28 protein-coding genes are annotated in these 26161 nt (G+C 61.5%); 14 read left to right on the forward strand and 14 right to left on the reverse strand.

Features of this window, described 5'->3' with window-relative positions; genetic code table 11:
- The first annotated feature begins 23 nt into the window (after positions 1-23).
- Positions 24-908 carry a sugar nucleotide-binding protein gene (locus tag LT42_RS21095; protein WP_037017771.1) on the forward strand — a complete coding sequence of 295 codons (885 nt, stop codon included), beginning with the start codon at positions 24-26 and terminating at the stop codon, positions 906-908.
- A complete protein-coding gene (locus LT42_RS21100; RefSeq protein ID WP_037017773.1) occupies positions 901-1830 on the forward strand; it encodes an NAD-dependent epimerase/dehydratase family protein in 930 nt (309 codons plus the stop codon). The genes LT42_RS21095 and LT42_RS21100 overlap by 8 nt, the downstream gene beginning before the upstream one ends.
- Before the next feature lie 67 nt (positions 1831-1897).
- Here the strand turns inward: LT42_RS21100 and LT42_RS21105 are convergent, their stop codons facing one another.
- From LT42_RS21105 to LT42_RS21125, 5 genes are all read right to left on the reverse strand, one after another.
- Complete coding sequence (locus tag LT42_RS21105) at positions 1898-2584, reverse strand: OmpW/AlkL family protein (protein WP_037017776.1); 687 nt, start codon at positions 2582-2584, stop codon at positions 1898-1900.
- A gap of 367 nt (positions 2585-2951) precedes the next feature.
- Positions 2952-3476, reverse strand: coding sequence for a DUF3299 domain-containing protein (locus LT42_RS21110; protein WP_037017778.1), 525 nt, complete (start codon positions 3474-3476; stop codon positions 2952-2954).
- Positions 3477-3486: 10 nt separating this feature from the next.
- On the reverse strand, positions 3487-4752 hold the full coding sequence (locus LT42_RS21115; RefSeq protein WP_037017780.1) for an ABC transporter permease: 1266 nt from the start codon (positions 4750-4752) through the stop codon (positions 3487-3489).
- A 1-nt stretch (position 4753) separates the two neighbouring features.
- Entirely contained in the window at positions 4754-5464 is a 711-nt protein-coding gene (locus LT42_RS21120) for an ABC transporter ATP-binding protein (RefSeq protein ID WP_037017783.1), read from the reverse strand.
- A gap of 63 nt (positions 5465-5527) precedes the next feature.
- Entirely contained in the window at positions 5528-6106 is a 579-nt protein-coding gene (locus tag LT42_RS21125) for a DUF2796 domain-containing protein (RefSeq protein ID WP_037017786.1), read from the reverse strand.
- Positions 6107-6395: 289 nt separating this feature from the next.
- On the opposite strand from LT42_RS21125, the gene LT42_RS21130 reads away from it, so the two are divergent.
- Entirely contained in the window at positions 6396-6749 is a 354-nt protein-coding gene (locus LT42_RS21130) for a hypothetical protein (protein ID WP_037017788.1), read from the forward strand.
- 146 nt (positions 6750-6895) lie between these two features.
- Here the strand turns inward: LT42_RS21130 and trxA are convergent, their stop codons facing one another.
- From trxA to LT42_RS21145, 3 genes are all read right to left on the reverse strand, one after another.
- Positions 6896-7768: a thioredoxin gene (gene trxA, locus LT42_RS21135; protein WP_037017791.1), complete on the reverse strand. Its 873-nt coding sequence runs from the start codon at positions 7766-7768 to the stop codon at positions 6896-6898.
- Between the two features lie 136 nt (positions 7769-7904).
- Complete coding sequence (locus LT42_RS21140; RefSeq protein WP_037017795.1) at positions 7905-8570, reverse strand: class I SAM-dependent methyltransferase; 666 nt, start codon at positions 8568-8570, stop codon at positions 7905-7907.
- Complete coding sequence (locus tag LT42_RS21145) at positions 8567-9019, reverse strand: YbaY family lipoprotein (RefSeq protein WP_037017798.1); 453 nt, start codon at positions 9017-9019, stop codon at positions 8567-8569. The genes LT42_RS21140 and LT42_RS21145 overlap by 4 nt, the downstream gene beginning before the upstream one ends.
- A gap of 175 nt (positions 9020-9194) precedes the next feature.
- Here LT42_RS21145 and nrdR point away from each other — a divergent pair, with 175 nt between their 5' ends.
- From nrdR to ribA, 10 genes are all read left to right on the forward strand, one after another.
- On the forward strand, positions 9195-9659 hold the full coding sequence (gene nrdR, locus LT42_RS21150) for a transcriptional regulator NrdR (RefSeq protein WP_037017800.1): 465 nt from the start codon (positions 9195-9197) through the stop codon (positions 9657-9659).
- Positions 9660-9661: 2 nt separating this feature from the next.
- Positions 9662-10801, forward strand: coding sequence for a bifunctional diaminohydroxyphosphoribosylaminopyrimidine deaminase/5-amino-6-(5-phosphoribosylamino)uracil reductase RibD (gene ribD, locus LT42_RS21155; RefSeq protein ID WP_037017802.1), 1140 nt, complete (start codon positions 9662-9664; stop codon positions 10799-10801).
- 46 nt (positions 10802-10847) lie between these two features.
- Positions 10848-11519, forward strand: coding sequence for a riboflavin synthase (locus LT42_RS21160; protein WP_037017805.1), 672 nt, complete (start codon positions 10848-10850; stop codon positions 11517-11519).
- Between the two features lie 17 nt (positions 11520-11536).
- Positions 11537-12628: a bifunctional 3,4-dihydroxy-2-butanone-4-phosphate synthase/GTP cyclohydrolase II gene (ribBA, locus tag LT42_RS21165; RefSeq protein ID WP_037017807.1), complete on the forward strand. Its 1092-nt coding sequence runs from the start codon at positions 11537-11539 to the stop codon at positions 12626-12628.
- A 147-nt stretch (positions 12629-12775) separates the two neighbouring features.
- The gene (gene ribH / locus LT42_RS21170; RefSeq protein ID WP_037017809.1) at positions 12776-13252 is read left to right on the forward strand and encodes a 6,7-dimethyl-8-ribityllumazine synthase; all 477 of its coding nucleotides are present in this window, start codon (positions 12776-12778) and stop codon (positions 13250-13252) included.
- On the forward strand, positions 13249-13749 hold the full coding sequence (gene nusB, locus LT42_RS21175; RefSeq protein WP_037017811.1) for a transcription antitermination factor NusB: 501 nt from the start codon (positions 13249-13251) through the stop codon (positions 13747-13749). Before ribH ends, nusB begins: the two co-directional genes overlap by 4 nt.
- Before the next feature lie 37 nt (positions 13750-13786).
- Positions 13787-14752, forward strand: coding sequence for a thiamine-phosphate kinase (gene thiL / locus LT42_RS21180; RefSeq protein WP_037017813.1), 966 nt, complete (start codon positions 13787-13789; stop codon positions 14750-14752).
- Entirely contained in the window at positions 14749-15258 is a 510-nt protein-coding gene (locus tag LT42_RS21185; protein ID WP_037017816.1) for a phosphatidylglycerophosphatase A family protein, read from the forward strand. The genes thiL and LT42_RS21185 overlap by 4 nt, the downstream gene beginning before the upstream one ends.
- 52 nt (positions 15259-15310) lie before the next feature.
- Entirely contained in the window at positions 15311-16057 is a 747-nt protein-coding gene (locus tag LT42_RS21190; protein WP_052075372.1) for a substrate-binding periplasmic protein, read from the forward strand.
- Between the two features lie 106 nt (positions 16058-16163).
- Entirely contained in the window at positions 16164-16781 is a 618-nt protein-coding gene (gene ribA / locus LT42_RS21195; protein WP_037017819.1) for a GTP cyclohydrolase II, read from the forward strand.
- A gap of 864 nt (positions 16782-17645) precedes the next feature.
- On the opposite strand, the gene dxs is transcribed toward ribA, so the two are convergent.
- From dxs to LT42_RS21225, 6 genes are all read right to left on the reverse strand, one after another.
- Positions 17646-19535: a 1-deoxy-D-xylulose-5-phosphate synthase gene (dxs, locus tag LT42_RS21200; RefSeq protein ID WP_037017822.1), complete on the reverse strand. Its 1890-nt coding sequence runs from the start codon at positions 19533-19535 to the stop codon at positions 17646-17648.
- A gap of 157 nt (positions 19536-19692) precedes the next feature.
- Complete coding sequence (gene ispA, locus LT42_RS21205) at positions 19693-20580, reverse strand: (2E,6E)-farnesyl diphosphate synthase (protein WP_037017826.1); 888 nt, start codon at positions 20578-20580, stop codon at positions 19693-19695.
- Positions 20577-20819, reverse strand: a complete 243-nt coding sequence (locus LT42_RS21210; protein WP_037017828.1) for an exodeoxyribonuclease VII small subunit — start codon at positions 20817-20819, stop codon at positions 20577-20579. Before LT42_RS21210 ends, ispA begins: the two co-directional genes overlap by 4 nt.
- Positions 20820-22065: 1246 nt before the next feature.
- Entirely contained in the window at positions 22066-22719 is a 654-nt protein-coding gene (gene nfsB, locus LT42_RS21215; protein WP_037017831.1) for an oxygen-insensitive NAD(P)H nitroreductase, read from the reverse strand.
- A 28-nt stretch (positions 22720-22747) separates the two neighbouring features.
- Positions 22748-23947: an L-dopachrome tautomerase-related protein gene (locus LT42_RS21220; RefSeq protein ID WP_037017834.1), complete on the reverse strand. Its 1200-nt coding sequence runs from the start codon at positions 23945-23947 to the stop codon at positions 22748-22750.
- 45 nt (positions 23948-23992) lie between these two features.
- A complete protein-coding gene (locus LT42_RS21225) occupies positions 23993-25006 on the reverse strand; it encodes a zinc-binding alcohol dehydrogenase family protein (protein WP_037017837.1) in 1014 nt (337 codons plus the stop codon).
- Between the two features lie 115 nt (positions 25007-25121).
- On the opposite strand from LT42_RS21225, the gene LT42_RS21230 reads away from it, so the two are divergent.
- Positions 25122-26027, forward strand: a complete 906-nt coding sequence (locus tag LT42_RS21230; RefSeq protein ID WP_037017840.1) for a LysR family transcriptional regulator — start codon at positions 25122-25124, stop codon at positions 26025-26027.
- Positions 26028-26161: the final 134 nt, after the last annotated feature.

The raw sequence follows: 26161 nt of genomic DNA on the forward strand, positions 1-26161 counted from the left end.
TGAAGACTGAGCCTGCTGACTCTATGCGAATGCGCCTTATGCTGTTGGGCGGCGGGAATGCCCTTGGGCAGGCGTTGATTCGTCTGGGTGCCGAGGAGGACATTGGTTTCCTCGCACCGCGTCCACCGCAAGATGGTTGGGATGCGGCAAGCCTGACGCAACTGCTCGATGACACCCGCCCGGATGCCCTGATCAATCTCGCCTACTACTTCGACTGGTTCCAGGCGGAGCGGGTGAGCGCCGACAGGCTGGACAATCAGGAACGCTCCGTCGAGCGTCTGGCCGAGCTGTGCCAGCACCACAATATCGTTCTCGTTCAACCCTCCAGTTACCGGGTTTTCGACGGTTCGCGGGCCACGGCCTACAGCGAAAAAGACGAACCCGTACCGCTGGGCTCTCGCGGCCAGGCCTTGTGGCGCATCGAGCAGAGCGTGCGCGCGACCTGTCCGCAGCACGTGCTGCTGCGCTTCGGCTGGCTGCTGGACGACAGCGCCGAGGGTGTTCTGGGACGCTTTCTGACTCGCGCCGAAACGACCGGTGAGCTGCTGCTGGCAGATGACCGTCGTGGTAATCCGACGCCGGTCGATGATGCCGCCAGGGTGATCATTTCGGTGCTCAAGCAACTGGATTGCGCGGCGCCGTTGTGGGGCACTTATCATTACGCGGGACATGAAGCGACCACGCCGTTGGCATTCGGTCAGGCGGTGTTGACCGAAGCCCGGTTGACGCGCACGTTGGCGATTGAAACACCCACTGCGCAGGCCCATGCCGCGCGCCCGGACGCCAGCGAAGAACCACAAAACGCCGTACTGGCCTGCAAGAAAATCCTCCACACTTTCGGTATCAAGCCACGCGCCTGGCGCGCAGGCCTGCCCAACTTACTGGACCGCTATTACCGCCATGTCTGACGCCCCTGTCCTGATCACCGGCGGCGCCGGTTTCATCGGTTCGCACCTGACCGACGCGCTGCTCGCCAAGGGCTATGCCGTACGCATTCTCGACGACCTGTCCACGGGCAAACGCAGCAACCTGCCGCTGGACAACCCGCGTGTCGAGCTGATCGAAGGCGATGTGGCTGACGCTGAGCTGGTGGCCCGTGCGGCGGTGGGCTGCCAGGCCGTTGCGCATCTGGCTGCGGTGGCGTCGGTGCAGGCTTCGGTCGATGACCCGGTGAAGACCCACCAAAGCAATTTCATCGGCACGCTGAATGTCTGCGAGGCGATGCGGCAGGCGGGCATCAAACGGGTGGTCTTCGCGTCCAGCGCGGCCGTTTACGGCAATAACGGTGAAGGCGAGGCGATTACCGAGGACACTCCGAAGGCGCCGCTGACTCCTTACGCCTCAGACAAACTGGCCGGTGAGCAGTACTTGGATTTCTATCGCCGCCAGCACGGTTTCGAGCCCGTCGTGTTCCGCTTCTTCAACATCTTCGGCCCGCGCCAGGATCCTTCTTCGCCCTATTCAGGGGTGATCAGTATCTTCGCGGAGCGCGCCGTGAAGGGCCTGCCGATTGCGGTGTTTGGCGACGGCGAGCAGACGCGCGACTTCTTCTATGTCCAGGACCTGGTTGATCTGGTGGTGCAAGGCATTGAGAAACCAGTGGTGGAGGAGGGAGCGGTGAACGTTGGCTTGAACGCGACGACCTCGCTGAACCAACTGCTGGCAGCCCTCGCTGACGTGGTGGGTAATCTGCCCACAGTCAGCTATCTGCCGGCGCGCTCGGGTGACATCAAGCATTCGCGCGCCAGCAACCAGCGGCTGCTTGCGCGCTTTGACGTGCCTGAGCCGACACCGCTGAAAGTCGGGCTGGCGCGTCTTCTGGGCCGCTGATACTGCGCAACAAAGAAAGGCACCGATGAGGTGCCTTTTTCATGCCTGACCGCACGAGCGCAATCGCTCAGAACTTGTAACCCACGCCCACCATGTACACCCATGGATCGACGTCCACGTTCACCTTAGTCCGGCCAACGCTCAGCGCAGAAGGGCCGTCGAGCGTGGCTTGCGTGTCGATGTCCACGTACCAGACCGCCGCGTTGAGCATGATCGTGTCGGTCAACATGTAGTCCGCGCCGACTTGGCCAGCCCAGCCCCACGAGTTCTTGATGTGCAGGTTATTCATGCCCTGGCCTTTGCGTTCGCTGCTCAGGTTTTCATCATAGAACCAGGTGTAGTTCACGCCGACACCGGCGTATGGCTGGAATTTCGACGTCGCGTCCATGGGGTAGTACTGCAACGACAGCGTCGGCGGCAGCTGCTTCACGTCAGCCAGCTTGCCATCCAGCCCCGGGCCCAGGCCTTTGAGCGCGACGGTGTGCTGGAACGGTGTCGCCGCCAGCAGCTCGACGCCGACGTGGTCGGTCAGCATGTACGCGAAAGCCAGACCGAGCTGGGTGTCGCTGTCGAGGGTCGCTTTGGTGCCAGGCACTTTGGCCCCATCAAGCTTGAGGTTTCCACTTTGTTCGTTGGGCGCCGTCGTCGCTGCACCTGCGCGGATAATGAAATCACCGGCCTGATGGGCGTGAGCAGCGAGGGGGATACCGAGTGCAAGCGCAAGCAGGGGCGCGCTGAGCAGGTACTTGTGCATAGGGGCTCCGTAAGGGCATAAAAAAGGGATGCCATATGTTACGAAGCGTCTACATCGCGGTTTTTGACCTGGCTCAATGAAAAGGCGATTAAGGGGTGGCCGCCTGAATGTCCACGCTCCCGGGATGGACAGGGGGCACGGCATTCGAGCCGGGCTATAGATTATGCGGGGTGCATGAGCAAGTCCCCGGGTCTGCGCTGGCAGGATGTTGAAATGGCGATGTGCAGCTATCCCCCTGTAGGAGCCGGCTTGCTGGCAAATGCGCCCGTTCAGACGCAGCAGCTTAGCCCGTCTAGGCCGGTTCGCCAGCAAGCCGGATCCTGCAGTTCCGCGTCCAATCGAGCTCATCGGTGTATGGGATCAGTGCTCACTGCTCATCCGGCATTTCGTACACCAGAATCTTGTCCGCCTCCATCTGATACCCCGCATCAGCCAGTTCGCTGGTGGACGCCTTGACTTGCATCGGGCCTTCGATCCAGTACGGCTGGTACAGCTCATCCACCTTGACCCCCAGTTCGCTGGTCACGTGAACGATCTGGTTCGGCGGCGGCGGTGGGACGTGAATGCATGCGCCGAAATACGGCACAAGCAAAAACTCCGTCACCCGGCCTTCTTCGCTGACTTCCAGCGGCACGATGTACCCCGGCAGCCGCACCTGTTGGCCGTCCAGCGATTTGACCACCGGCGCATGGGGTGCGAGTTGATGCGCGGCGGGCGCCGATTCGACTGACAGCGTGTCCGCCATGCTCGACAAATTATGAATGGGCGCCGTGATCAGCTTCACCGGCGGGGCGTCGGGCGGGATCATTTCCTGCCAGGTCAGCACGCGCAGATCCTGTGCCCACAGCGGCGCCGCGACGAGCATCAACAGCAGCATCCAACCCACTCGCATTACCACGCCCTCATAAACGAATCGACAACCCGTCCGCCAGCGACTGACGGTAGGCACGCCACGCCGGAACAGTCCCCATCAACAACGCGGCGCACAGAATACCCGCCAGCAACGTCCACTCGTACGCGCTGGGCAGTGACAACGGCAAATACAGTCCGTAGTTCGCCTGGACGTAACCCTGCGCGGACGCGATGCCGATGTAAAGCAGCGCCAGCCCGCAGACCGAGCCCGCCAGCGCCAGCGCAAACGCTTCCAGCACCAACAGGCTGGCGATATGCCAAGGCCGCGCGCCTACCGAGCGCAGAATGGCCATCTCCCGGCGCCGCTCGTTCAAGCTGGTCAGAATCGCCGTTAGCATGCCGATCAATCCCGTGAGTACGACGAACAAGGAGATCACGAACAGGGCTTTCTCGGCCGTGCCCATCAGGCTCCACAGCTCCTGCAATGCAACGCCCGGCAAAATCGCCAGCATGGGCTCGCCGCGAAATTCATTGATGTCCCGCTGCACCGCGAACGTCGCAATCTTGCTGTTCAGCCCGAGCATGAACGCAGTGATGGCAGTGGGCGTGAGGTCCATGTTGCGCGCCTGATCGGCGCTGATACGCCCGGCCCCTTGCGCCGGCACGCCGTTATGCCAGTCGATGTGAATGGCCTCCATGCCGCCCAGGCTGATGTGCAGGGTTCGATCAACCGGTGTGCCGGTGCGTTTCAAAATACCCACGACGGTGAAGGGTTTGTCGTCGTGCTTGACCAGGCTCACGGTCGCGACGCCATGGGCCAGCACCAGCTTGTCCCCCAGTTTGTAATGCAGCGCGTCAGCCACCTCGGCGCCCAGCACGACTTCGAACGGGTCGGTGGCGAATGCTCGGCCGTCCGCCAGCTCCAGATGCTGCTGCCGGCCGTACTGGTAGTGCTCGAAGTACGATTCGTTGGTGCCCATGACCCGATAACCACGATGGCTGTCACCGAGCGAGATCGGGATGGCCCATTTCACCTGCTTGCTGTTGGCGAAGTGCTCGAAGCTGTCCCAGCGAATGTTGTTGGTGGCGTTGCCGATGCGGAACACCGAGTACAGCAGCAAATTGACCGAGCCGGAACGCGCGCCCACGATCAGGTCGGTCCCGCTGATGGTGCTGGCAAAGCTGGCACGGGCTTCGGTGCGCACGCGTTCGACCGCCAGCAGCAGGCAGACAGACAGGGCGATGGCAAAAGCGGTCAGGAACGCGGTGAAGCGGCGGTTGGCGAGACTGGCGAGCGCCAGGCGAAGAAGATACATCTCAAACCTCTGCAGCGACGGCGGCGCGATTAAGGTCGGCCAGTGACAGGTGACGGTCGAACAGCGGTGCCAGGCTTTGATCATGGCTGACAAATAACAGGCTGGCGCCGGCGTCGCGGCATTCGGCGAACAGCAGCTGGATGAACGCTTCGCGAGTGTCAGCATCCAGCGCCGATGTCGGTTCGTCGGCGATGACCAGTTCCGGCTGGCCGATCAGGGCGCGGGCAGCGGCGACGCGTTGCTGCTGGCCGATGGACAGCGAGTCGGCGCGTCGGTTGAGCAGGCCCGCGTCCTTCAAACCCAAATGAGCGAGCAACGTCTCAGCGGCCTTATCCACGCTGCCATGGCGCTGCGTGGCCCGTTGCGTGCGCAACCTGGAAAAACGGCAGGGCAGCTCGACGTTCTCGCGCACCGACAGGAACGGCAGCAAATTGAACTGCTGGAAGATGTAACCGGTGTGATCGACGCGAAAGTGATCGCGAGCGCTGGCCGACAGCTGGGTCAGTTCCTGGCCCAGCAAGCGAACACTGCCACGGCTGGGGCGCTGCACACCGCCCAGCAACCCCAGCAGCGTGGTTTTGCCGCTCCCACTGGGGCCTTTGAGGAATAACGTTTCGCCGGCCTCCAGGCGAAAAGTCGGGATATCCAGCAGTTGCGGATGCCCCGGCCAACTGAAACCGAGTTCGGACAATTCAATAAGAGCTTGAGTCATGACCACACGTGCGTCTGAAAAGTGATCGGCCGGGAGGCCCGGCCGCCGAATAAGCCGGGCTGGTTAGAATTTGACCACCGGATTGCTCGGACGCACTTCGGCGCCCATCTGCCGTTTTGGTGTCACCAGTTGTACTTGAATGGTCTGGGTGGCAGGGAAACTCTTGAACAGCTGCGTCAGGTCAAGCTTGTTGATAACCGTCGGCACGCTGCAGGTGAACTGATAGTGGCCGTGAATTTCGCTGTGCTCGTGTTCGGCAGCGTCGCCATCGGCGTGATCATGGTCATCGTCGTCCTTGTCGCCGAACAATGTGCTTTCAACACGCTGTTTGGTCACCGTGCATCCAGCCGCTTCGGGGATGCTGAACAGGGCATGGGGCTTGAGCAGGGTTTCCTTGGCCAGCGCCAGGGTCATTTTGTCCGCGTCGGTCGTTGCCGCATGTTCAAAGCCGACGATGTTCATCGCTGGCGTGTCCAGTTCCAGCTCCAGTGTGCGGCCGTCCAGCGCCATGTCCAGCCGCGCGACGCCATGCACATGTGCGCCAAGGCTGCCGTGCTCATGATCGTGGTCATGTTCGTCCGCGGCGTGGGCGATGGCGAGGGGCAGCAAGGCAAAGGGCAGGGCGAGTAGTAAACGACGCATGAGAAGGGCTCCGGAGGCAGGTCTGAAATTTGTTATGTGATCTTATAACAATGTATTGCGAGGTTTCTTAACTTTTTCCGTGCAGCTTCTTGCGACGAGTTTCCCCCGAGCCTTTTGCAGGCGCGTGCTTGCTTGCGATCTCGGTACGCCTGAAGCAATTACGTCTTACGAACAGGAGCAATCGGGGACAAGCGCGCCCCTACAGCGGAGATTCGTGGTGGCGGGATCGCGTGCGGCTCTTCAATTCCTGTGGGACCATGCCGGTCCGCTCTATCAGAGGACACACCTCATGCTGCGAATCCGTGGAACCGTTGGCGACCTGCCGGTGGACCTGACTGTGGAAATGGATGAGTCCGACTGGGCCCGGTTGGGAAGCCACCTGGGTATTCAAGTGCAGGACCCTGTGCCGCAAGGTGACATGCCTGCCAAGCCTGCCGCCAGCCGAAACGACGCCATTTGGGACATCGCTCAGGAACTGCTGCGCAAAGCGGGCCACATGACCGGGCCTGACTTGCTCGGTCAGCTTGAAGGTTTGTCTGGCAGCACCGCTGCGGGCAAGCGCCTGATGGTACGCATGCGCCACAGCGCCAGCGTGAAGGTTGAGAGCCAAGGCGACACGCCGGTCTATCACTGGATCGAGTGATATGGCTCTGTCTCGTCACGCCTCTACCGATCGACAATCTGGCCATGTGGGAGCGAGCTTGCTCGCGAAGGCGGTAGTCCCGAAACATGTTCGAGCCTGACACACGGCCTTCGCGAGCAAGCTGTCACCCACAGGGTTTGACGCTGTCAGTAGAGCGCCGCAAACAACCGGCGGCGATAGGTGGTCACCAGCGGATGGTCGTTGCCCAACAGGTCAAACACCTGCAGCAGCGTCTTGTGCGGCTGGCCTTCGTTGTAGCTGCGGTTGCGGATGAACAGCTTGAGCAAGCCTTCCAGCGCCGCTTCGTATTGCTGGCGGGACAGTTGCTGTATCGCTAACTGGTGGGCGGCTTCGTCGTCCTGCGGGTTCTGCGCCAGACGCGATTTAAGGTCCGCGACGTCAGGCAGCGCTGCGGCTTCAGCCAGGAAGGTCAATTGAGCCTTCGCACCGGCCAGCGCAGCCTTGTGATCATCACCCTTGACCGCGTCGAGCACGGTGCGCGCTTCCGTGAGCTCGCCACGCTCGGCCAGGCAGCGCGCGTACAGAATCAGCGCGGCCGCGTTGGTGTTGTCCTCGGCAAGAATCGTCTGCAGTACGGCTTCGGCTTCCGCAAAATGGCTTTCGGCAAACATCGCTTGGGCCGTTTCCAGAGGATCGGCTGCGGCGGGAGGCGGCATCTGCACATGAGGCTCAAGCAGCGCGCGAATCTGTGATTCAGGCTGGGCGCCGGCGAAACCATCGACCGGCTGCCCGTCCTTGAACAGCACGACGGTCGGCAGGCTGCGAATGCCAAAGCGCGCAACGATGTCCTGCTCGGCGTCGCAGTCGACCTTGGCCAGCAATAATTCGCCCTGATAACTCTCGGCGATCTGTTGCAGCAGCGGCATCAGCACCTTGCACGGCGCGCACCACTCGGCCCAGAAATCCACCAGCACGGGTTTGTGAAACGAATTCTCGATGACCATCTGATCGAAAGTGGCAGTGGTCGCATCGAAGATGTACGGCGTGTCCTGGCTCATCGCTAGTCTCGAAAAAAGGCTTGATGGCGCGAACTATAAAGGGCTGGGGGGAATGTCGAAAGCAGGCTTGATGCCCTGCCTCAAATGCAGGAGCGCGCTTGCCCGCGATCGGCGACGAAGTCGTCGTAGAACCGGCTTATTCGATAAGGGGCCGCTGCGCGTGATAAAGGCTAACCTTGCGAAACTCCCAAGGCTCTGCCAGATCCGGCAGCGTCAGCGCTTCAAGAATGCCCAGGCGTCTATACAGAGGATGCTGAAAATCCCGAACGCGGGAGTCGGCCACCAACGCCTGTTTCCCACGACTGAGAAACTGATCCAGCAAAGGTAGATTGGCCCGGTCGTATAGCACGTCAGCTACCAGGATCAGATCAAAGCGGTCTTCCTCGGCAAAGAAGTCGTTCGAATACTGCAGGGTCACGCCATTCAGCTCAGCATTGGCCCGGCAGGCCTGAATGGCCACGGGATCAAGATCACAGGCGACCACTTCAAGGGCGCCGGCTTTCATCGCCGCAATGCCTGCTACACCGGAACCCGCGCCGAAATCCAGAATTCGTTTGCCTTTAACCCACTGCGGCTGCTCGGCGAGGAACCGCGCCAGTGCCAGGCCGCTCGCCCAACAGAAACTCCAATAGGGTGGGTCTTCGAGGATGCGCCGGGTTTCCTCGGGGCTGAAGGCACGGTCCATATTGTTCGCGTCGATCAGCCATAACCTCAGGTCCGTGCCGGGCAGCGGCTCGGCGACCAGTTGCGCGTCGCCCAGCAGCTCGCTCAGTGCGGCTTGTAGTTGACGCGGGGCGGTCACGGCGCAGGAGCGAATTGCAGCTGGCCCAGCGCCTGTGTGGTGGGTTGAGCGATCAGGACCGAAGGCAGGTGCAGAATCAACTGCCCTGATTGGCTGGCGCGGCCACGCAGCTCAACACGGGCACCCACCGGGAATGCTTCCGGATTGAAGCGCAGCTGGAACGGCAGCGACTGGTTGTTACCCATCAGCTTGGTACTGCTCAGCAGTTTTTGCGGGCGATTGCGGTCATCGATCACCAGCAAGGCCAGCTCGACTTCGGCGCCCGCCGGCACGCCCAGCAACTGACCGCTCAATTCGCGCTGGAAGGGCTGCAACGGGCCTGGGCCGTCCGGCAATTTAATAGCGTTGGGCGCCGGTTTGGCAGGTGTTGCAGGTTTTGGCGCCTCGGCCGTGCTGCAGGCGGCGAGCAGGCCCATAAGGCTGATTACAGCAAGCGTACGTAGCGTCATGAACAGCTCCAGACAAAAGCAGAATGCGGGCGAGGTATGCACGGCAACGCGCAGTATCGCCGAGTGTGGCGGGTTTCACCGCATCGGATGCGCGTCTATATACCTCAAACCCCGAGACTTGTCTTGCCGGCGAGATGCGCTACCATGGCCCTCCCTTTTTTTGTTGCCTGCCACCATGCACTGTCCCTTTTGCGGTGCCAACGACACCAAAGTCATTGACTCGCGCCTCGTTGCCGAAGGCGACCAGGTTCGCCGCCGCCGTGAATGCGTCGCCTGCGGTGAACGCTTCACCACGTTCGAAACCGCTGAGCTGGTTTTGCCCCGGTTAATCAAGCAGGACGGCAGTCGCCAGCCCTTCGACGAAGAGAAGCTGCGCGCGGGCATGCAGCGCGCACTGGAAAAACGCCCGGTCAGTGTCGAGCGTCTGGAAGCTGCTCTGGCCCACATCAAAAGCAAGCTGCGAGCGACCGGCGAACGCGAAGTGAAATCGCTGATCGTCGGTGAGCTGGTCATGGGCGAACTGCAGAAACTCGACGAAGTGGCTTACATCCGCTTTGCTTCTGTTTACCGGCGGTTTCAGGATCTCAACGAATTCCGCGAAGAAATCGACCGACTGGCACGCGAGCCGGCTAAAGAGTGAGCATGACCTCCACAGAGCAAAGCGTGCTGGACGCTGCCTACATGGCGCGGGCGCTGGAGCTGGCGCGCAAGGGCGTCTACTCGACCCATCCCAATCCGCGTGTGGGCTGCGTGATCGTCAAGGACGGCGCGATTGTCGGCGAAGGCTGGCACGTGCGCGCCGGTGAGCCCCACGCCGAGGTGCATGCGTTGCGTCAGGCGGGCGACAAGGCCAAAGACGGTACCGCTTATGTCACCCTCGAACCCTGTAGTCATCACGGGCGCACGCCGCCGTGCGCCGATGCGTTGGTCAATGCCGGCGTAGCGCGTGTGGTCGCGGCCATGCAAGACCCCAATCCCGATGTCGCCGGTCGCGGCCTGTTGCGACTGATGAACGCTGGCATTGCGGTGCAGAGCGGCGTACTCGAAGGCGAGGCGCGAGCGCTGAACAAGGGCTTTCTCAAGCGCATGGAACACGGCCTGCCGTATGTGCGGGTCAAGCTGGCGATGAGCCTGGACGGAAGGACGGCGATGGCCAGCGGCGAAAGTCAGTGGATCACCGGCCCCCAGGCTCGCTCGGCTGTGCAGCGCCTGCGTGCGCAATCGAGCGTGGTGCTGACCGGCGCCGACACCGTGCTGGCCGACAACGCCCGGCTCACCGTTCGCCCGGATGAACTGGGCCTCAACGCTGAGCTGACCGCACTAGCCTCGACCCGGCCGCCGCTGCGCGTGCTCATCGACGGTCGCTTGCGCGTGCCACTTGACGCACCGTTCTTCAAAGCGGGCAGTGCACTGGTGGCAACCTGCGCAGCAGCCTCGGCGCGCGGTCGCTATCACGACGAAGGCCATGAAATGCTGGCGCTGGCCAGCAGCGGCGGTCACGTCGATTTGCGCAAACTGCTGACCGAACTGGCGGCACGTGGCGTCAATGATGTGCTGGTCGAGGCCGGGCCCAAACTGGCTGGCGCTTTTACCCGGCTGGGCCTGGTGGATGAATTCCAGCTCTTTGTGGCGGGCAAGTTCATGGGCTCCTCGGCGCGGCCGTTGCTGGACCTGCCGCTCGCGCAGATGAGCGAGGCGCTCGAACTCAAGATCATCGAAATGCGCGCCGTGGGGGATGACTGGCGAGTCATTGCGATACCCGCGCCGCACCCCGGCGTATAATTTCGGCTTTCGCGCCCTGCGCTGGCCCTGTTTTCCAGGAGCACCCATGTTTACCGGCATCATTGAATCCATCGGCAGCATCCGCGCCATTACTCCGAAAGGCGGCGATGTCCGCGTTTACGTAGAGACCGGCAAGCTCGACCTTTCCGACGTCAAACTGGGCGACAGCATCGCGGTCAACGGCGTCTGCTTGACTGCCGTTGACCTGCCTGGCGACGGCTTCTGGGCGGATGTCAGCCGCGAGACGCTCAACGTCACCGCCTTTGTCGATCTCAAAACCGGCAGCCGCGTCAATCTAGAAAAGGCCCTGACGCCGACCACCCGCCTGGGTGGGCACCTGGTCAGTGGTCACGTTGATGGTGTCGGCGAAGTGTTGTCGCGGGAAGAGAACGCCCGTGCGATTCAGTTCCGCATGCGCGCCCCCCGCGAACTGGCCAAGTACATCTCGCACAAGGGCTCGATCACCATCGACGGCACCAGTCTGACCGTAAACGCGGTCAATGGCGCCGAGTTCGAGCTGACCATCGTCCCGCACACGCTGGCCGAAACCATCATGGGCGACTACCGCCCGGGCCGGAAGATCAACCTGGAAGTCGACCTGCTGGCACGTTACCTCGAGCGTCTGCTGCTCGGTGACAAGGCCGCCGATCCGACGCCAGCCCAGGGCGGCGGCATCACTGAAAGCTTTCTGGCCTCCAACGGCTACCTCAAATCCTGAATTGAAGGGGGTGCCGCGTGGCGCTCAACAGCATCGAAGAACTGGTTGAAGACATTCGCCAAGGCAAGATGGTCATCCTCATGGATGACGAAGACCGCGAGAACGAAGGCGATCTGATCATGGCCTCCGAGTGCGTCAAGGCCGAGCACATCAACTTCATGGCCCGTTACGCGCGCGGTCTGATCTGCATGCCAATGACCCGTGAGCGCTGCGAGACTCTGAAATTGCCGCTCATGGCGCCGCGTAATGGCTCCGGCTTCGGCACCAAGTTCACCGTGTCCATCGAAGCCGCCGAGGGCGTGACCACCGGTATTTCCGCTGCTGACCGCGCGCGCACCGTGCAGGCCGCTGCGGCGAAAGGCGCCAGAGCCGAAGACATCGTCAGCCCGGGGCACATCTTCCCGCTGATGGCGCAGGCCGGCGGCACGCTGTCCCGCGCCGGCCATACCGAAGCGGCCTGTGACCTGGCGCGCATGGCCGGTTTCGAACCCACGGGCGTGATCTGCGAAGTCATGAATGACGATGGCACCATGTCCCGCCGCACGGAGCTGGAAGCCTTCGCCGCCGAGCACAACATCAAGATCGGCACCATCGCCGACCTCATTCATTACCGGATGATCCACGAGCGTACCGTTCAGCGGATTGCCGAGCAGCCGCTCGACAGCGAATTGGGCCAGTTCAATCTGGTGACCTACCGTGATTCCGTTGAAGGCGACGTGCATCTGGCGCTGACGCTGGGCAGAATTTGCGCAGAAGAAGCCACGCTGGTTCGCGTCCATAACATGGACCCGCTGCGCGACCTGTTGATGGTCAAACAGCCCGGCCGCTGGAGCCTGCGCGCGGCCATGACCACCGTGGCCGAGGCTGGAAGCGGCGTGGTGCTGTTGCTGGGGCATCCCCTCGACGGCGACACGGTGCTGGCCCATGTGCGTGAGACTGCGGGCGGCACGCCCATCAAGACGCCGACCACTTACAGCACGGTCGGGGCCGGTTCGCAGATTCTTCGTGACCTCGGCGTGCGTAAAATGCGCCTGATGAGTTCACCGATGAAGTTCAATGCGATATCCGGTTTCGATCTGGAAGTTGTAGAATACGTGCCCTCCGAATAAAGACCGGCAGGCGACAGGCCCCGACAGCGCTCCGCTGTGGGTGGTTCTTGCCCCTGCGGTCCCCCGATTCGTGGCCTAAAATCCCTGAGAGCGCGCACTGATGCGCGCTTTCATGCTCTTTAATACGAGAACACGAGACTCAGCCGAATGACCCTGAAGACCATCGAAGGTACCTTCATCGCCCCCCAAGGCCGCTATGCCCTGGTGGTTGGCCGCTTCAACAGCTTCGTCGTCGAAAGCCTGGTGAGCGGTGCCGTTGATGCCCTGGTTCGCCATGGCGTGAGCGAGAGCGACATCACTATCATCCGCGCACCGGGCGCGTTTGAAATCCCGCTGGTTGTGCAGAAGGTCGCTCAACGCAGCGAATTCGCCGCCATTATCGCGCTTGGCGCCGTCATTCGTGGCGGCACCCCGCACTTTGAATACGTCGCTGGCGAATGCACCAAGGGCCTGTCCCAAGTGTCCATGGAGTTCGGCGTGCCTGTTGCTTTCGGCGTGCTGACGGTCGACTCCATTGAGCAGGCGATCGAGCGTTCCGGCACCAAGGCGGGCAACAAAGGCGCTGAAGCAGCCCTTTCCGCTATTGAGATGGTCAGCCTGTTGGCGCAGTTGGAGGCCAAGTGATTAACGACGAAAGCGATCAGTTCAACCCACGCGATCCCCGTGCCGCAGACGCTGGCAAGCCCTCTAAAAGCGAGAAGCGTCGTGCAGCTCGGCAGATGGCGACCCAGGCGCTGTATCAGCGCCACATGGCGGGTCAGGCGCTGAACGAAATCGAAGCACAGTTTCGTGTCGACAACGACTTCACCACGGTCGATGCCAGCTATTTCCACGACATTCTGCATGGCGTCCCGGCCAATCTGGACAAGATCGACGCGGCGCTGGCGCCGTGTCTGGATCTGACCATCGAAGAACTGGACCCGGTGGAGCTGGCGGTATTGCGTCTGTCGACCTGGGAGCTGCTGGAGCGCATCGACGTGCCGTACCGCGTGGTCATCAACGAAGGTATCGAGCTGGCGAAAGTCTACGGTTCGACCGACGGCCACAAGTTCGTCAACGGTGTGCTCGACAAGCTGGCTCCGCGCCTGCGTGAAGTCGAAGTAAAGGCTCACAAACGCTAAGGTTTCCGGGTTTCCCCGGAACCTGAGCGTCTGCGCCATGGGCGAGTTCGAGCTGATCCGCAATTACTTTGCCGCTGCGCCCTGTGCGCAGCCAGGCGAGGGCGTTGCCTTGGGCATCGGCGATGACTGTGCTCTGTTGTCGGTGGCAGCTGGCGAGCAACTCGCCATCTCCACTGACACGCTGGTCGCGGGGGTGCACTTCCCCGAGGTCTGCGATCCCTTCCTGCTTGGCCAGCGCGCACTCGGCGTGTCGGCCAGCGACCTGGCTGCCATGGGCGCCAGCCCCCTCGCATTTACCCTTGCTCTGACTCTGCCGCAGGTTTCCGCAGACTGGCTGGAAGCCTTCGCGCGCGGTTTGAACACAATGGCCCAAGGCTGCGGCTTGCGCTTGATCGGTGGCGATACGACACGCGGGCCGTTAAGCATTACTGTCACCGTGTTCGGCACCGTTCCTGCCGGGCAGGCATTGACCCGAAGCGGCGCCAGGCCAGGCGATCTTCTGTGCGTGGGAGGTCCGCTGGGGGACGCCGCAGGGGCGTTGCCGCTGGTGTTGAACCAGCGAAGCACCGAAGCGTCTACCACTCAGGCCTTGCTGGCGCGTTACTGGTCGCCGCCGCCGCAGTTTGGTTTGGGAATGGCGCTGCGGGGCAAAGCCAGCGCAGCGCTGGATATCTCCGACGGGCTGCTCGCCGATTGCGGTCATATCGCAACGGCATCGGGCGTACGCTTGCTCGTTGAGCGCGAAAAAGTGCCCATGTCTGACGCGCTGCTGAGCTTTTTCGGATATGACGCGGCGTTGAATGCCGCGCTCAGTGGGGGCGATGACTACAGACTGGCGTTCACACTGCCGCCATCATGGCTGGCTGAGTTACAGGCCGCAGGCTGGCCTGTCTTCGTTCTGGGTCGAGTGGTCGATGGGCAGGGTGTGGCGCTGATCGATTCACTCGGGCAAGACGTCACTCCGTTGACTCGGGGCTATCAACATTTTCAGGAGACACGGTGACAGATCATCCTAATCAGGTCCCGGCGGAAAACGTTCCTCCGTCCGTATGGACCAATCCGTGGCATTTCCTGGCCTTCGGTTTCGGCTCCGGCACGCTGCCCAAAGCGCCGGGCACCTGGGGCTCCATGGTCGCTGTGCCGTTTATTCCGCTCTGGCAGATGCTGCCCGACTGGGGTTACTGGCTGGTCCTCGGCATCACCATCCTGTTTGGCTTCTGGCTGTGCGGCAAAGTGGCGGACGACCTGCGCGTCCACGACCACGAAGGCATCGTCTGGGACGAAATGGTCGGGATGTGGATTACCTTATGGTTAGTGCCCGAAGGTTGGGTCTGGCTACTGGTGGGTTTTCTGGTGTTCCGCTTTTTCGACATTCTAAAACCCTGGCCCATCCACTGGATCGACAAACACGTGCACGGCGGTGTCGGCATCATGCTCGACGACGTTCTAGCCGGCGTCTTCGCCTGGTTGGCGATGCAGGGGCTGGTCTGGCTGTGGGCTGTGATGTAGGCCGCCTATGAACCGTGTCGTGGCGCGTCTTCTGTTAAGCCTCGGGCTGCTGATGCTCGCCGCTTCGGCGACTGTATTTGGGACGACGCCTGCATCGGCCGACGAGAAGCCTTCCGATATTCTGCTGGTGAGCGAGCACTGGATTGGCTACACCGAAGCCGACGGCACCGGCTTGGGCTGGGAACTGATGCGCGAGATATTCGAGCCGGCCGGCGTCAAGGTCGAGCAGCGCATCGAGCCCTATACGCGGGCGGTCGGCCTCGTGCAGCGGGGCGAAGCCGATGCCTGGATTGCCGCATACAAGGATGAAGTGGAAGGTACGCTTTACTCGGTGTGGCATTACGACATCGACGAGATTTACGGCCTGGGTCTGGCATCGAAACCGGCGCCTTCCCTCAATACGCTCGCCAAGTATCGCCTGGCATGGGTGCGCGGTTACGAATACCAGCACTACCTGCCCAATGTGTTGCACTTCAACGAAGTCGCCCGACGCGATCACATCCTGCCCATGCTTGAATACGGTCGCTCCGACTTGTACATCGATGCCAGGCCGGAGATGGATTTCATCCTTGCTCAAAGCAGCGATCCGCAGCGCTACCGTTTGACGTACCTGACTTCCATCCCTTTGTACCTTAGCTTCGCTGATACGCTGCGGGGGCATGCCTTGCGCGATCTGTTCGATGCCCGGATGAGTGAACTGGTGCGCAGCGGCAAGCTGAGGCCTGTATTTGCAAAGTGGAAGCATCCCTATCCGTTCGATGTGTCCGCTGGTGAGGCTCGGACGGGTGCGAGCCACTGATCAAACATGTTGATCTGATTGGTCGGTAATTCGGCCTAAGCGTCCGCGGGAACCTGCTGTTACAATGTTGCGAATTTCCAGCCCTCATACTGATCAGGAGCACACGGTGCCTGTCGTATTTGTCGCGGCTTCCAAGCTGCCTACGCCTTTTGCCACTTTCAAGATGAACGGCTTTCTCGAGCAGGAAAACGGCCGTGAGCATGTCGTTCTTACCCTCGGGGATGTAGCAGACGGCGCCCCGGTCCTTGGCCGTGTGCATTCCGAATGCCTGACCGGTGATGCGTTGTTCAGTCAGCGTTGCGACTGCGGTTCTCAGCTCGAAGCGGCATTGCGCGCCATTGCCACAGAAGGTAGGGGCGTGCTGCTGTATTTGCGTCAGGAAGGCCGGGGTATTGGTTTGATGAACAAGATCCGCGCTTATGAACTGCAGGACGGTGGCGCTGATACCGTCGAAGCCAACGAACGCCTGGGCTTCGCCGCTGACCAGCGCGATTACGCCATCTGCCTGCCGATGCTTGAACACCTGGGCATCAAGTCGTTGCGTCTGATGACCAACAACCCGCGGAAGGTCAAAGCACTGACCGACATGGGCATCACCGTCGCCGAGCGAGTGCCGCTGCATACCGGCCACAATCCGCACAACAAGCTCTATCTAGCCACCAAGGCGGGCAAACTGGGCCACATGATGGGCAACGAGCATCAGAGCGAAGTTGACCCGGCCTGACGCTTCGCAGCTTATGCCACCACGACCACAGACATGCCGCTTCGCGAGCAAGCTCACCCCCACAAAATGGCGGTTGTTCCTGAAATAAGGGGCGACGAACAACTGTAGGAGCGCGCTTGCCCGCGAAGGCGTTGTATCAGCCAGCACCGCAACCCCAGACTCACCGCTTCGCGAGCAAGCTCACTCCTACAAGGGTGCCGGTCTCCGGAAATAAGGGGCGACAAGCAACTGTAGGAGCGCGCTTGCCCGCGAAGGCGTCATATCAGCCAGCGCCACAACCCCATACACACCGCTTCGCAAGCAAGCTCACTCCCACCAAATGGCGGTTGTCCTTGGGCTAGGGGTCGACGAGCAACTGTAGGAGCGCGCTTGCCCGCGAAGGCGTCGCATCAGCCAGCACCGCAACCCCAGACACACCGCTTCGCAAGCAAGCTCACTCCCACCAAATGGCGGTTGCCCCTGAAATAAGGGGCGACGAGCAACTGTAGGAGCGCGCTTGCCCGCGAAGGCGTCGTATCAGCCAGCACCGCAACCCCAGACACACCGCTTCGCGAGCAAGCTCACTCCTACAAGGGTGCTGGTCCCCTAAAATAGGTGGCGACGAGCAACTGTAGAAGCGCGCTTGCCCGCGAAGGCGTCATATCAGCCAGCACCGCAACCCCAGACACACCGCTTCGCGAGCAAGCTCACTCCCACCAAATGGCGGTTGTCCCTGAAATAAGGGGCGACGAGCAACTGTAGGAGCGCGCTTGCCCGCGAAGGCGTCTTACCGGCTTACGACGTGGCGGCAGGTATATAGCTTCGCAAAAAAGCCCACTCCCGCCACAGCATCGCTGCGTCAGGAGTGGGCTTTGTCGGCAAATACTACATTTTGAGCAGGCGTTGATTGATCGAAGCTTCGATACCAGCAGCATCCAGCCCGCATTCTGCAAGCATCTGCGCCGGCTTGGCGTGTTCTACGTAGGCATCCGGAAGACCCAGATGCAGCACTGACTTCAGGATGTTTTCCCGAGCCAGAAACTCGCTGACTGCCGCACCCGCGCCGCCCATGATGGCGTTCTCTTCCACAGTGACCAACAAGTCGTGGCTGCTGGCCATTTCAATCACCAGTGCCTCGTCCAGCGGTTTGACGAAACGCATATCTACGACGGTCGCATCGAGCTTCTCTGCGACGAGCATTGCCTCGGTCAGCTGTACGCCGAATGCCAGAATGGCGATCTTGCTGCCAGTGCGGCGAACCACGCCCTTGCCGATTTCCAGCGGATCGAGTCCGCTTTCGATGACGGCATTCGGGCCATTACCGCGCGGATAACGCACAGCCGCAGGGCCTTTGAATAGGTGGCCGGTGGTGAGCATTTTGCGCAGCTCGTTTTCATCGCTCGGCGTCATGATCAGCATGCCGGGGATGCAGCGCAGGTAAGAGAGATCGAAACTGCCGGCATGGGTCGGACCGTCTTCCCCGACGAGGCCTGCTCGGTCGATGGCGAACAGCACGTCCAGATTCTGCACCGCAACGTCGTGGATCAACTGGTCGTAGCCGCGCTGCAGGAAGGTCGAGTAAATCGCAACGACCGGCTTGGCGCCCTCGCAGGCCATACCCGCCGCCAGTGTAACGGCGTGCTGCTCGGCGATGGCCACGTCGAAATACCGATCGGGGAACCGCTCACTGAACGCAACCAGATCGGAGCCTTCCTTCATGGCGGGCGTGATGCCGACCACGCGCTCGTCGGCCTCGGCCATGTCGCACAGCCATTGCCCGAAGACGCCCGAATACTTGGGCCCGCCGGCTTTTTTAGGCAAAACCGGAGCGTTCAACGGGTCCAGTTTGGTGATCGCGTGATAGCCAATCGGGTCCACCTCGGCCGGCGCGAAGCCTTTACCCTTTTTGGTAACCACGTGCAGAAATTGCGGGCCTTTCAGATCACGCATGTTGCGCAACGTGGCGATCAGGATCGGCAAGTCGTGGCCGTCGATCGGACCGATGTAGTTCCAGCCCAGCTCTTCGAACAAGGTACCGGGGACCAGCATGCCTTTAGCGTATTCCTCGGTACGACGAGCGATTTCCCACGCGCCGGGCAGACGCGACAGCACCTTCTTGCTGCCCTCGCGCATGCTGCTGTACGTGCGACTCGAAAGGATTTTCGCCAGGTAATTGGACAGCCCGCCCACATTGCGCGAGATAGACATGTCGTTGTCGTTGAGGATCACCAGCATGTCGGCGTTGACTTCGGGCGCGTGGTTCAGCGCTTCGAAGGCCATGCCGGCAGTCAGTGCGCCGTCGCCAATCACGGCAATTGACTTGCGCTCGCTGCCCTGCAACCGGGACGCAACTGCCATGCCCAGCGCTGCACTGATAGACGTGCTGGAGTGGCCGACGCCGAAGGTGTCGTACTCACTCTCGCTGCGACGCGGGAATGCCGCCACTCCGCCTTTCTGGCGCAGGGTCGACATATTCTCGCGACGGCCTGTAAGGATTTTGTGCGGGTACGCTTGATGACCGACGTCCCAGACCAGCCGGTCGTCGGGGGTATCGAAGACGTAGTGCAGCGCTACGGTCAGCTCGATGACACCAAGGCCTGCGCCGAAGTGACCGCCGGTCTGGCCAACGGTATAGAGCAGCTCCAGGCGCAGTTCGTCGGCCAGGGCTTCAAGCTCTGCTTCACCTAACCGGCGCAGGCCGTCCGGCGTCACTGCCTTGTCGAGCAGAGGCGTGGACGGGCGCTCGCGGGGAATCTCTTTGAACGTCGTGGGCATCAGGCGAATCGTTATAAGTAAAAGAGGCGGCAGTTTACCTGATGCATTGCAGGCTGCGCACGATGTGCAGCATTGCGATGTTCACAGGCAACGATTGCCGAAGGGAACGGGCAGCAGCGATGTGCCGTTTGTGCCCGTCAAGTCCTATGACCTGCGCTCAGTTGCGGCGTTCGACGATATAACGCGCCAAGGCTCGCAGCGGCTCGGCGCCATCGTCGAATGGTCGTAGCGCAGCGAGGGCCTGATCACGCAATTCGAACGCGTAATGCTTGGCTTCTTCCAGACCCAGCAGCGCCGGATAAGTCGGCTTGTCGCGTGCGATATCGGCGCCCTGGCGTTTGCCAAGCGTCGCGGTATCGCTCTCGACGTCCAGAATGTCATCCTGCACCTGGAAGGCCAAACCCACGGCACGCGCGTAGATCTGCAGGGAATCGAGCTGGACCTGCGTCGGGTTGCCGCTGGCTAAAGCGCCGAGCCTGACACTGGCTTCGATCAATGCGCCTGTCTTGTGCCGGTGCATGAACGCCAACGCCGTCTGGTCGAGTTTGAGTCCCACCGAGCCCAGGTCAATGGCCTGACCGCCGACCATACCGGCAGGTCCTGCCGCGTGGGCGAGGGCGGCGACCATCTTCAGGCGGGTGTCGGCGTCTTGGGGTGTCAGCTGTTTATCAGTCAGCACGCTGAAAGCCAGCGTCTGAAGGCCATCGCCAGCGAGAATGGCGCAGGCTTCGTCGAAGGCCTTGTGGGTCGTTGGCAGGCCGCGACGCAAATCGTCGTCGTCCATGGCCGGCAAGTCGTCATGTACCAGCGAATAGGCATGGATCAACTCGACCGCGCAGGCCGCGCCGTTTGCGTGTTCGGCATTGCCGCCCAGAGCTTCGCAGGCGGCGTAGACCAGCAGCGGGCGCACGCGCTTTCCGCCATTGGTCACGCTGTAGCGCATGGCGTCATAAAGACGGGTGAGTTCGGGGGCGGGCGCGTTGAACAGGGTCTCCAGCGCCGCATTGACGCGCGCTTGGCAGAGAGCCTGATACGCCGCGATCATTCCGGCTGATCCGCTTCGAATGGCTCTTCGGCCAATTCGCCGTCGCGCTCCAGCAAAACCTGAACCTTTTGCTCAGCCTGGGCTAGCGCACTTTGACACTCTCGCGTCAGGCGGATGCCTTGTTCGAAAGCGGTCAACGAGTCTTCGAGCGACAGCTCGCCGTTCTCCAGACGCTCGACGAGCACTTGCAAATCCGTGAGGGACTGTTCGAAATCCAGTGCAGCTTTCTTGCGGGCCATGGCGGCTATCCCGGTAGACGTTAAACCGGCAGGACACTAGCAGAGCTCAGGCATCGGGGCAAATGAGAAGGTGAGGCACGATCCCTGGCAACAGGCATGCTGGCGAAGGCGCGGGCCAACAAATGGAATTTCCTGACGCCCGGCCCGTAGTAGCCGGCTTGCTGGCGAAAGCGTCGTGTCAGCAAATGGGATTTTATCTGACCGAACCCGTTCGCCAGCAAGCCGGCTCCTACAGGTCATGTGCCAGGGCATGCACCGCGTGTTGTCCGAGCCAGCGTTGTTGCGCCAGGTGCGGTCATGCGAACGTTATCTTCCACCCTCAATGCAGCGCATGACGCACCATTCGTAGGAGCCGGCTTGCTGGCGAAAGCGCCGCGTCAGCAAACGGAAATTCATCTGACCGAACCCGTTCGCCAGCAAGCCGGCTCCTACAGGTTATGTGCCATGGCATGCACCGCGTGTTGTCCGCGCCAGCGTTGTTGCGCCAGGTGCGGTCATGCGAAGGTTATCTTCCACCCTCAATGCAGCGCCTGACACACCATTCGTAGGAGCCGGCTTGCTGGCGAAAGCGCCGTGTCAGCGAACGGAAATTTATCTGTCCGAACCCGATCGCCAGCAAGCCGGCTCCTACAGGTCATGTGCCAGGGCATGCACCGCGTGTTGTCCGAGCCAGCGTTGTTGCGCCAGGTGCGGTCATGCGAAGGTTATCTTCCACCCTCAATGCATCGCCTGACACACCATCCGTAGGAGCCGGCTTGCTGGCGAAAGCGTCGTGTCAGCAAACGGAAATTCATCTGATCGAACCCATTCGCCAGCAAGCCGGCTCCTGCAGGTCATGCGCCATGGCGTGCATCGCGTGTTGTCTGCGCCAGCGCAGTTGCGGCAGGTTGCGGCCATGCGAAGGTTTATGTTCAACCCCCAATGCGCGGCCTGACACACCATTCGTAGGAGCCGGCTTGCTGGCGAAAGCGTCGTGTCAGCAAGGGAAATTCATCTGACCGAACCCGTTCGCCAGCAAGCCGGCTCCTACAGGTTATGTGCCATGGCATGCACCGCGTGTTGTCCGAGCCAGCGTGGTTGCGGCAGTTGCGGCCATGCGAGGGTCTATCTTCAGCCCTCAATGCGCCGCCTGACGCCCGGCCCGTAGGAGCCGGCTTGCTGGCGAAAGCGCCGTGTCAGCAAACGGAAATTCATCTGACCGAACCCGTTCGCCAGCAAGCCGACACCGCGACGCGGAAGATTGCGATCAGATAAACGTAAACACCGCCTCGGCCGGCAAGCGTGATTTTGGCAGTTTGGCGTTGAAGTCGCTGTCGCTGCGATAGCCCAGGCTGACCACCACCAGACTGGTAAGCCCCTTGTCCCGCAAGCCCAGTTCTTCGTCGAGATTTTTGAAGTCGAAGCCTTCCATGGGGGTGGCGTCCAGGCCCAGCGATGCGGCGCCCAGCAATAAAGTGCCCAGCGCCAGATAGGTCTGCTTCTCCATCCAGTGCTGCACGTCTTTCTGATCGTACTTGTGCATGCTCACGTAGCCGCGCCGGGTCTTGTCCTGACCGGCTTTGGCCTCGTCACTGGCAAAACGCCCGTCGAGTGCTTCCTGCGCCAGCAGCGCTTGCAGGTGCGACTCCGGCATTTCAGTGAGCGTGCACAGGACGATCAAGTGCGAGGCGTTGAGCATTTTCGCTTCGTTATAGGCAAATGCGCCTTCAGCGGACTTGGCCACGCGCCCCTTGCCCTGCTCGTCAGAGGCAACGACGAAATGCCAGGGCTGTGAATTCACCGATGACGGGCTGTGACGCAGTTGATCGAGCAGCTCGTTGATCGTTTCCTGAGGGATCTTGCGTGAAGCGTCGAACGCTTTGGTGGTGTAGCGCGATTTTGCGAGGGCGGTCATCTGCATGATGGAGCTCCGAAATTAAACGATGAGATCAGCGAGTGGGGGCTGGCGCGGCGTCGATCTTCACCCGCAGCAGGCTGTAAGGTTTCTCGCGCAGGTCCTTGCCGTCATGGAAGCCGGCCTGGCGCTGCAACTGGTTGGCAGTGAAATACAGATAGCCGTCCGGGCCCACCGACAAGGTGTCAGGCCACAACACGCGGGGGTCGTGGACGATGGTCTGCCAGCTGCCGTCGGCAAGGCGTTTGCGGATGCCGTTATGCTCGTAGTCGCCGGCGTACACCGCGCCGTTGGCGTCCGCTTCCAGGCCGTCGGAGGCGCCTTTCTCGCCGAGGTCTTTGACCGCAGCGCTCAGTTGCGCCTCGCTGACCTTTGCATCGCGCAACAGAGCCGTCGGTACCGCGAACAAGTGGCGGCTGGAGAGTGGGCTGAAATACAGCGTCTTGCCGTCAGGCGACAGCGCGATGCCATCCGATGCCACGCCCAGTGTCTTCGGCTTGCCATCAGGACCTTTGCTGACAAGAGCAGCCTGACCTTCCACCACCGGCACGAACGTCGGGTCGACCGAGGTGGATTTTGCCCCGCTCAAGCGCCGGGTCGCTTTGCCGCTGGCGATGTCCATGACGATGATCGCGCCGGGGCCCGAGACCGATGAGTCGGTCACGTACACCGTGCCTTCCTTGCCGGCACGGAAATCAAAGCGCATGTCATTGACGTAGGTGCTCGGCAAGATGACGTTGGCCGGGAAGACCAGGGTCTTCACCACTTTGTTCGTGGCCAGGTCCACCGCGACCAGCTTGGCGCCCCCGGCTTTGGGCGCTGCGAAATTCGGCGCCGCGGTGTCCAGCAACCAGACGCGGCCCTGTCCGTCGGCAACCACACTCTGCACGCTGATCAGCCCCTTGGCCGGATCTTTAGGGTCCGCCTTGTTGAAGGACGCGTCGGGGTAAGCGACCACTTTGCCGTCGCGTATTTCACCGACGGTAAACGCCACGTCATCGCCCCACTGCGGGAAGTTGACGAAGATGCGCCCGGTCTCCGTGACCGTCACGCCCGTTGGCATCGCGTCATGGAAGGTAAAGACCTGCTCCAGCTGACCGATGGTTTTCTCTGCCGGCGCGTTGGCGGGGAAGGATGAAGCGCTGGCGGCTACTGCAGCGGCCGAGCTGTTCTGGCTGATCAGGGCGACTGAAAGCGCCAGCGTCGACCAGAGGATGTTGTGTTTAGCGGACATAAGCGAACTCCAGGCCTGCCGCGGCAGGCCATTCAAAAAATATGATCAGGCCGAGAAACCTTCGAGGACGATCTTGCCTCGGGCCTTGCCGCTTTCGATCACGGCATGGGCGCGGCGCAGGTTTGCAGCGTTGATGGCACCGAAGTGTTCACCGAGGGTGGTCTTCAGCACGCCTTGATCAATCAGTTCGGCGACACGGTTGAGCAGTTCGTGCTGAGCGATCATGTCCGGCGTTTCGTACAGCGAACGAGTGAACATCAGCTCCCAGTGCAGCGACAGCGCCTTGCGCTTCATCGGTACGACGTCGAGCGCTTTCGGATCATCGATCAGTGCCAGCTGGCCTTGCGGCTTGAGGGCTTCGATGAGCTGAGTGAAGTAGGTGTCGGTGTGCGTCAGGCTGGCGACGTGGCTCACTTGGCCGACGCCAATCTGCTCCAGTTGCTCCACCAATGGCTGACTGTGGTCGATGACGTGATGAGCGCCCAGGCTTTGGACCCACTCGCGGGTTTCCGCGCGCGATGCGGTGCCGATCACGGTCAGCTTGGTCAACTGACGCGCCAGCTGTACCAGGATCGATCCGACGCCACCGCCGGCGCCGATGATCAGCAGGCTTTCACCTTCGCCACCGCCTTCCTCGACACCCAGCCGATCGAAGAGCAATTCCCAGGCGGTGATCGAGGTCAGCGGCAGTGCGGCGGCGTGGGCGTCGTCGAGGGATTTTGGCTTGTGCCCGACGATGCGCTCATCGACCAGGTGGAATTCGCTGTAGCTGCCCGGGCGGGCAATGGAGCCGGCGTAGAACACTTCATCGCCCACCTTGAACAACGTCACTTCGTTGCCGGTTTCGCGAACCACACCGACAGCGTCCCATCCGACCACTTTGGGTTCGGTAGCAGCAGAGCCAGCGCGAATTTTGGTATCGACCGGATTCACCGAAATCGCTCTGACTTCGACCAGCAGATCACGGGGACCGGGCGTCGGCTTGGGCAGGTCCATGTCGATCAGCGCGTTGGGGTCTTCGATGGGCAGGCCGTGCTGGGTGAAGGCAATGGCTTTCATGGTGATCTCTCTGAATGGGATGAAATGGGGTTAGCAAGGTTGGACCTATCTTGTTCTTGTTCGTCAGGCAGAAAAACCCGCAGAATCCGGGAACACTTTCACGGCTGGAGTGAAAATGATCCGCATTGATGACCTTGCGCTGTTCGTCCGCACTGCTGCACTGGGCAGTTTTTCCAATGCGGCGAGGGAAGTGGACCTGTTGCCGGGCCAAGTGGCAGCGGCCATCAAGCGTCTCGAACGCGAGCTGGATATCCGGCTGTTTGCTCGCTCGACGCGCAGCTTGCGCCTTACCGCAGAGGGCGAGCAGTACCTGCCAACCGCACAGACAGTGCTTGATGCTCTAAAGGACGGCCGGGAAAAGCTGCGGCGTGAGAGTGCTGAACTCCAGGGCACGCTGCAAGTGGCGGCTCCGTCGGACCTTGGGCGCAACCTGCTGCTGCCCTGGCTTACGGAGTTTCGCAGTCAGCACCCGGCGCTGAGCTTGCGCCTGTTCATCTCCGATCAAGTCGCCGATCTTTTCCGCGATCCAGTGGACGTGGCCATTCGCTACGGGGTGATCGAAGACGCCAATTACATCGCGCTTTCGCTGGCCTCCTGGAACCGGCGAGTGCTGGTCGCTTCGCCGGAGTATCTGGCGCGCAAAGGCCGGCCGATGGTGTCCGACGATTTGCTGCGGCACGAGTGCTTGCTGTTCACCCTGGGCGGGCGGGTGTACGACAAATGGCGGCTTGGGGGGCGCGTGTTTTCGGTGTCGGGGCCATTGCTCACCGATGACGCCGATCTGGTAAGGCGCTGGGCAGTGGCGGGGCAGGGCGTGGCATACAAGTCGTGGCTGGATGTCTGCGAAGACGTGCGCGCCGGACGGCTGGAACTGTTGCTGCCCGATTACCCAGGCGAGCCGACCCCGCTCAATCTGGTCTGCCCGCACCGCAAGCAGTTCTCACCGGCGGTGCAGCAGTTGCACTCGCTGCTGCGCAACCGGTTTGCCGAGATGGAGAAAGGGCTGCCGGTGTTGTTGTGATGCGTTGAAGATGCTTGCGCCTCGTCGTCCATACGCCCCGCTATCGCTCAGCAAATGCAGCCCTTGTGGGAGTGAGGTTGCTCACGAAGACTGCATCCCGGCCGCTGAACATTCTGCAGATACACGGCTATCTT

This window comes from Pseudomonas lutea (assembly GCF_000759445.1).
Lineage (GTDB): Bacteria > Pseudomonadota > Gammaproteobacteria > Pseudomonadales > Pseudomonadaceae > Aquipseudomonas > Aquipseudomonas lutea.

What these genes read in the sequence shown, in the direction of transcription:
- LT42_RS21095 (WP_037017771.1), top strand. Translation starts at nt 24, where the DNA reads ATGCGAATGCGCCTTATGCTGTTGGGCGGCGGGAATGCCCTTGGGCAG.
- LT42_RS21100 (WP_037017773.1), top strand. Translation starts at nt 901, where the DNA reads ATGTCTGACGCCCCTGTCCTGATCACCGGCGGCGCCGGTTTCATCGGT.
- LT42_RS21105 (WP_037017776.1), bottom strand. Translation starts at nt 2,584, where the DNA reads ATGCACAAGTACCTGCTCAGCGCGCCCCTGCTTGCGCTTGCACTCGGT.
- LT42_RS21110 (WP_037017778.1), bottom strand. Translation starts at nt 3,476, where the DNA reads ATGCGAGTGGGTTGGATGCTGCTGTTGATGCTCGTCGCGGCGCCGCTG.
- LT42_RS21115 (WP_037017780.1), bottom strand. Translation starts at nt 4,752, where the DNA reads ATGTATCTTCTTCGCCTGGCGCTCGCCAGTCTCGCCAACCGCCGCTTC.
- LT42_RS21120 (WP_037017783.1), bottom strand. Translation starts at nt 5,464, where the DNA reads ATGACTCAAGCTCTTATTGAATTGTCCGAACTCGGTTTCAGTTGGCCG.
- LT42_RS21125 (WP_037017786.1), bottom strand. Translation starts at nt 6,106, where the DNA reads ATGCGTCGTTTACTACTCGCCCTGCCCTTTGCCTTGCTGCCCCTCGCC.
- LT42_RS21130 (WP_037017788.1), top strand. Translation starts at nt 6,396, where the DNA reads ATGCTGCGAATCCGTGGAACCGTTGGCGACCTGCCGGTGGACCTGACT.
- trxA (WP_037017791.1), bottom strand. Translation starts at nt 7,768, where the DNA reads ATGAGCCAGGACACGCCGTACATCTTCGATGCGACCACTGCCACTTTC.
- LT42_RS21145 (WP_037017798.1), bottom strand. Translation starts at nt 9,019, where the DNA reads ATGACGCTACGTACGCTTGCTGTAATCAGCCTTATGGGCCTGCTCGCC.
- nrdR (WP_037017800.1), top strand. Translation starts at nt 9,195, where the DNA reads ATGCACTGTCCCTTTTGCGGTGCCAACGACACCAAAGTCATTGACTCG.
- ribD (WP_037017802.1), top strand. Translation starts at nt 9,662, where the DNA reads ATGACCTCCACAGAGCAAAGCGTGCTGGACGCTGCCTACATGGCGCGG.
- LT42_RS21160 (WP_037017805.1), top strand. Translation starts at nt 10,848, where the DNA reads ATGTTTACCGGCATCATTGAATCCATCGGCAGCATCCGCGCCATTACT.
- ribH (WP_037017809.1), top strand. Translation starts at nt 12,776, where the DNA reads ATGACCCTGAAGACCATCGAAGGTACCTTCATCGCCCCCCAAGGCCGC.
- thiL (WP_037017813.1), top strand. Translation starts at nt 13,787, where the DNA reads ATGGGCGAGTTCGAGCTGATCCGCAATTACTTTGCCGCTGCGCCCTGT.
- LT42_RS21190 (WP_052075372.1), top strand. Translation starts at nt 15,311, where the DNA reads ATGCTCGCCGCTTCGGCGACTGTATTTGGGACGACGCCTGCATCGGCC.
- dxs (WP_037017822.1), bottom strand. Translation starts at nt 19,535, where the DNA reads ATGCCCACGACGTTCAAAGAGATTCCCCGCGAGCGCCCGTCCACGCCT.
- ispA (WP_037017826.1), bottom strand. Translation starts at nt 20,580, where the DNA reads ATGATCGCGGCGTATCAGGCTCTCTGCCAAGCGCGCGTCAATGCGGCG.
- LT42_RS21210 (WP_037017828.1), bottom strand. Translation starts at nt 20,819, where the DNA reads ATGGCCCGCAAGAAAGCTGCACTGGATTTCGAACAGTCCCTCACGGAT.
- nfsB (WP_037017831.1), bottom strand. Translation starts at nt 22,719, where the DNA reads ATGCAGATGACCGCCCTCGCAAAATCGCGCTACACCACCAAAGCGTTC.
- LT42_RS21220 (WP_037017834.1), bottom strand. Translation starts at nt 23,947, where the DNA reads ATGTCCGCTAAACACAACATCCTCTGGTCGACGCTGGCGCTTTCAGTC.
- LT42_RS21225 (WP_037017837.1), bottom strand. Translation starts at nt 25,006, where the DNA reads ATGAAAGCCATTGCCTTCACCCAGCACGGCCTGCCCATCGAAGACCCC.
- LT42_RS21230 (WP_037017840.1), top strand. Translation starts at nt 25,122, where the DNA reads ATGATCCGCATTGATGACCTTGCGCTGTTCGTCCGCACTGCTGCACTG.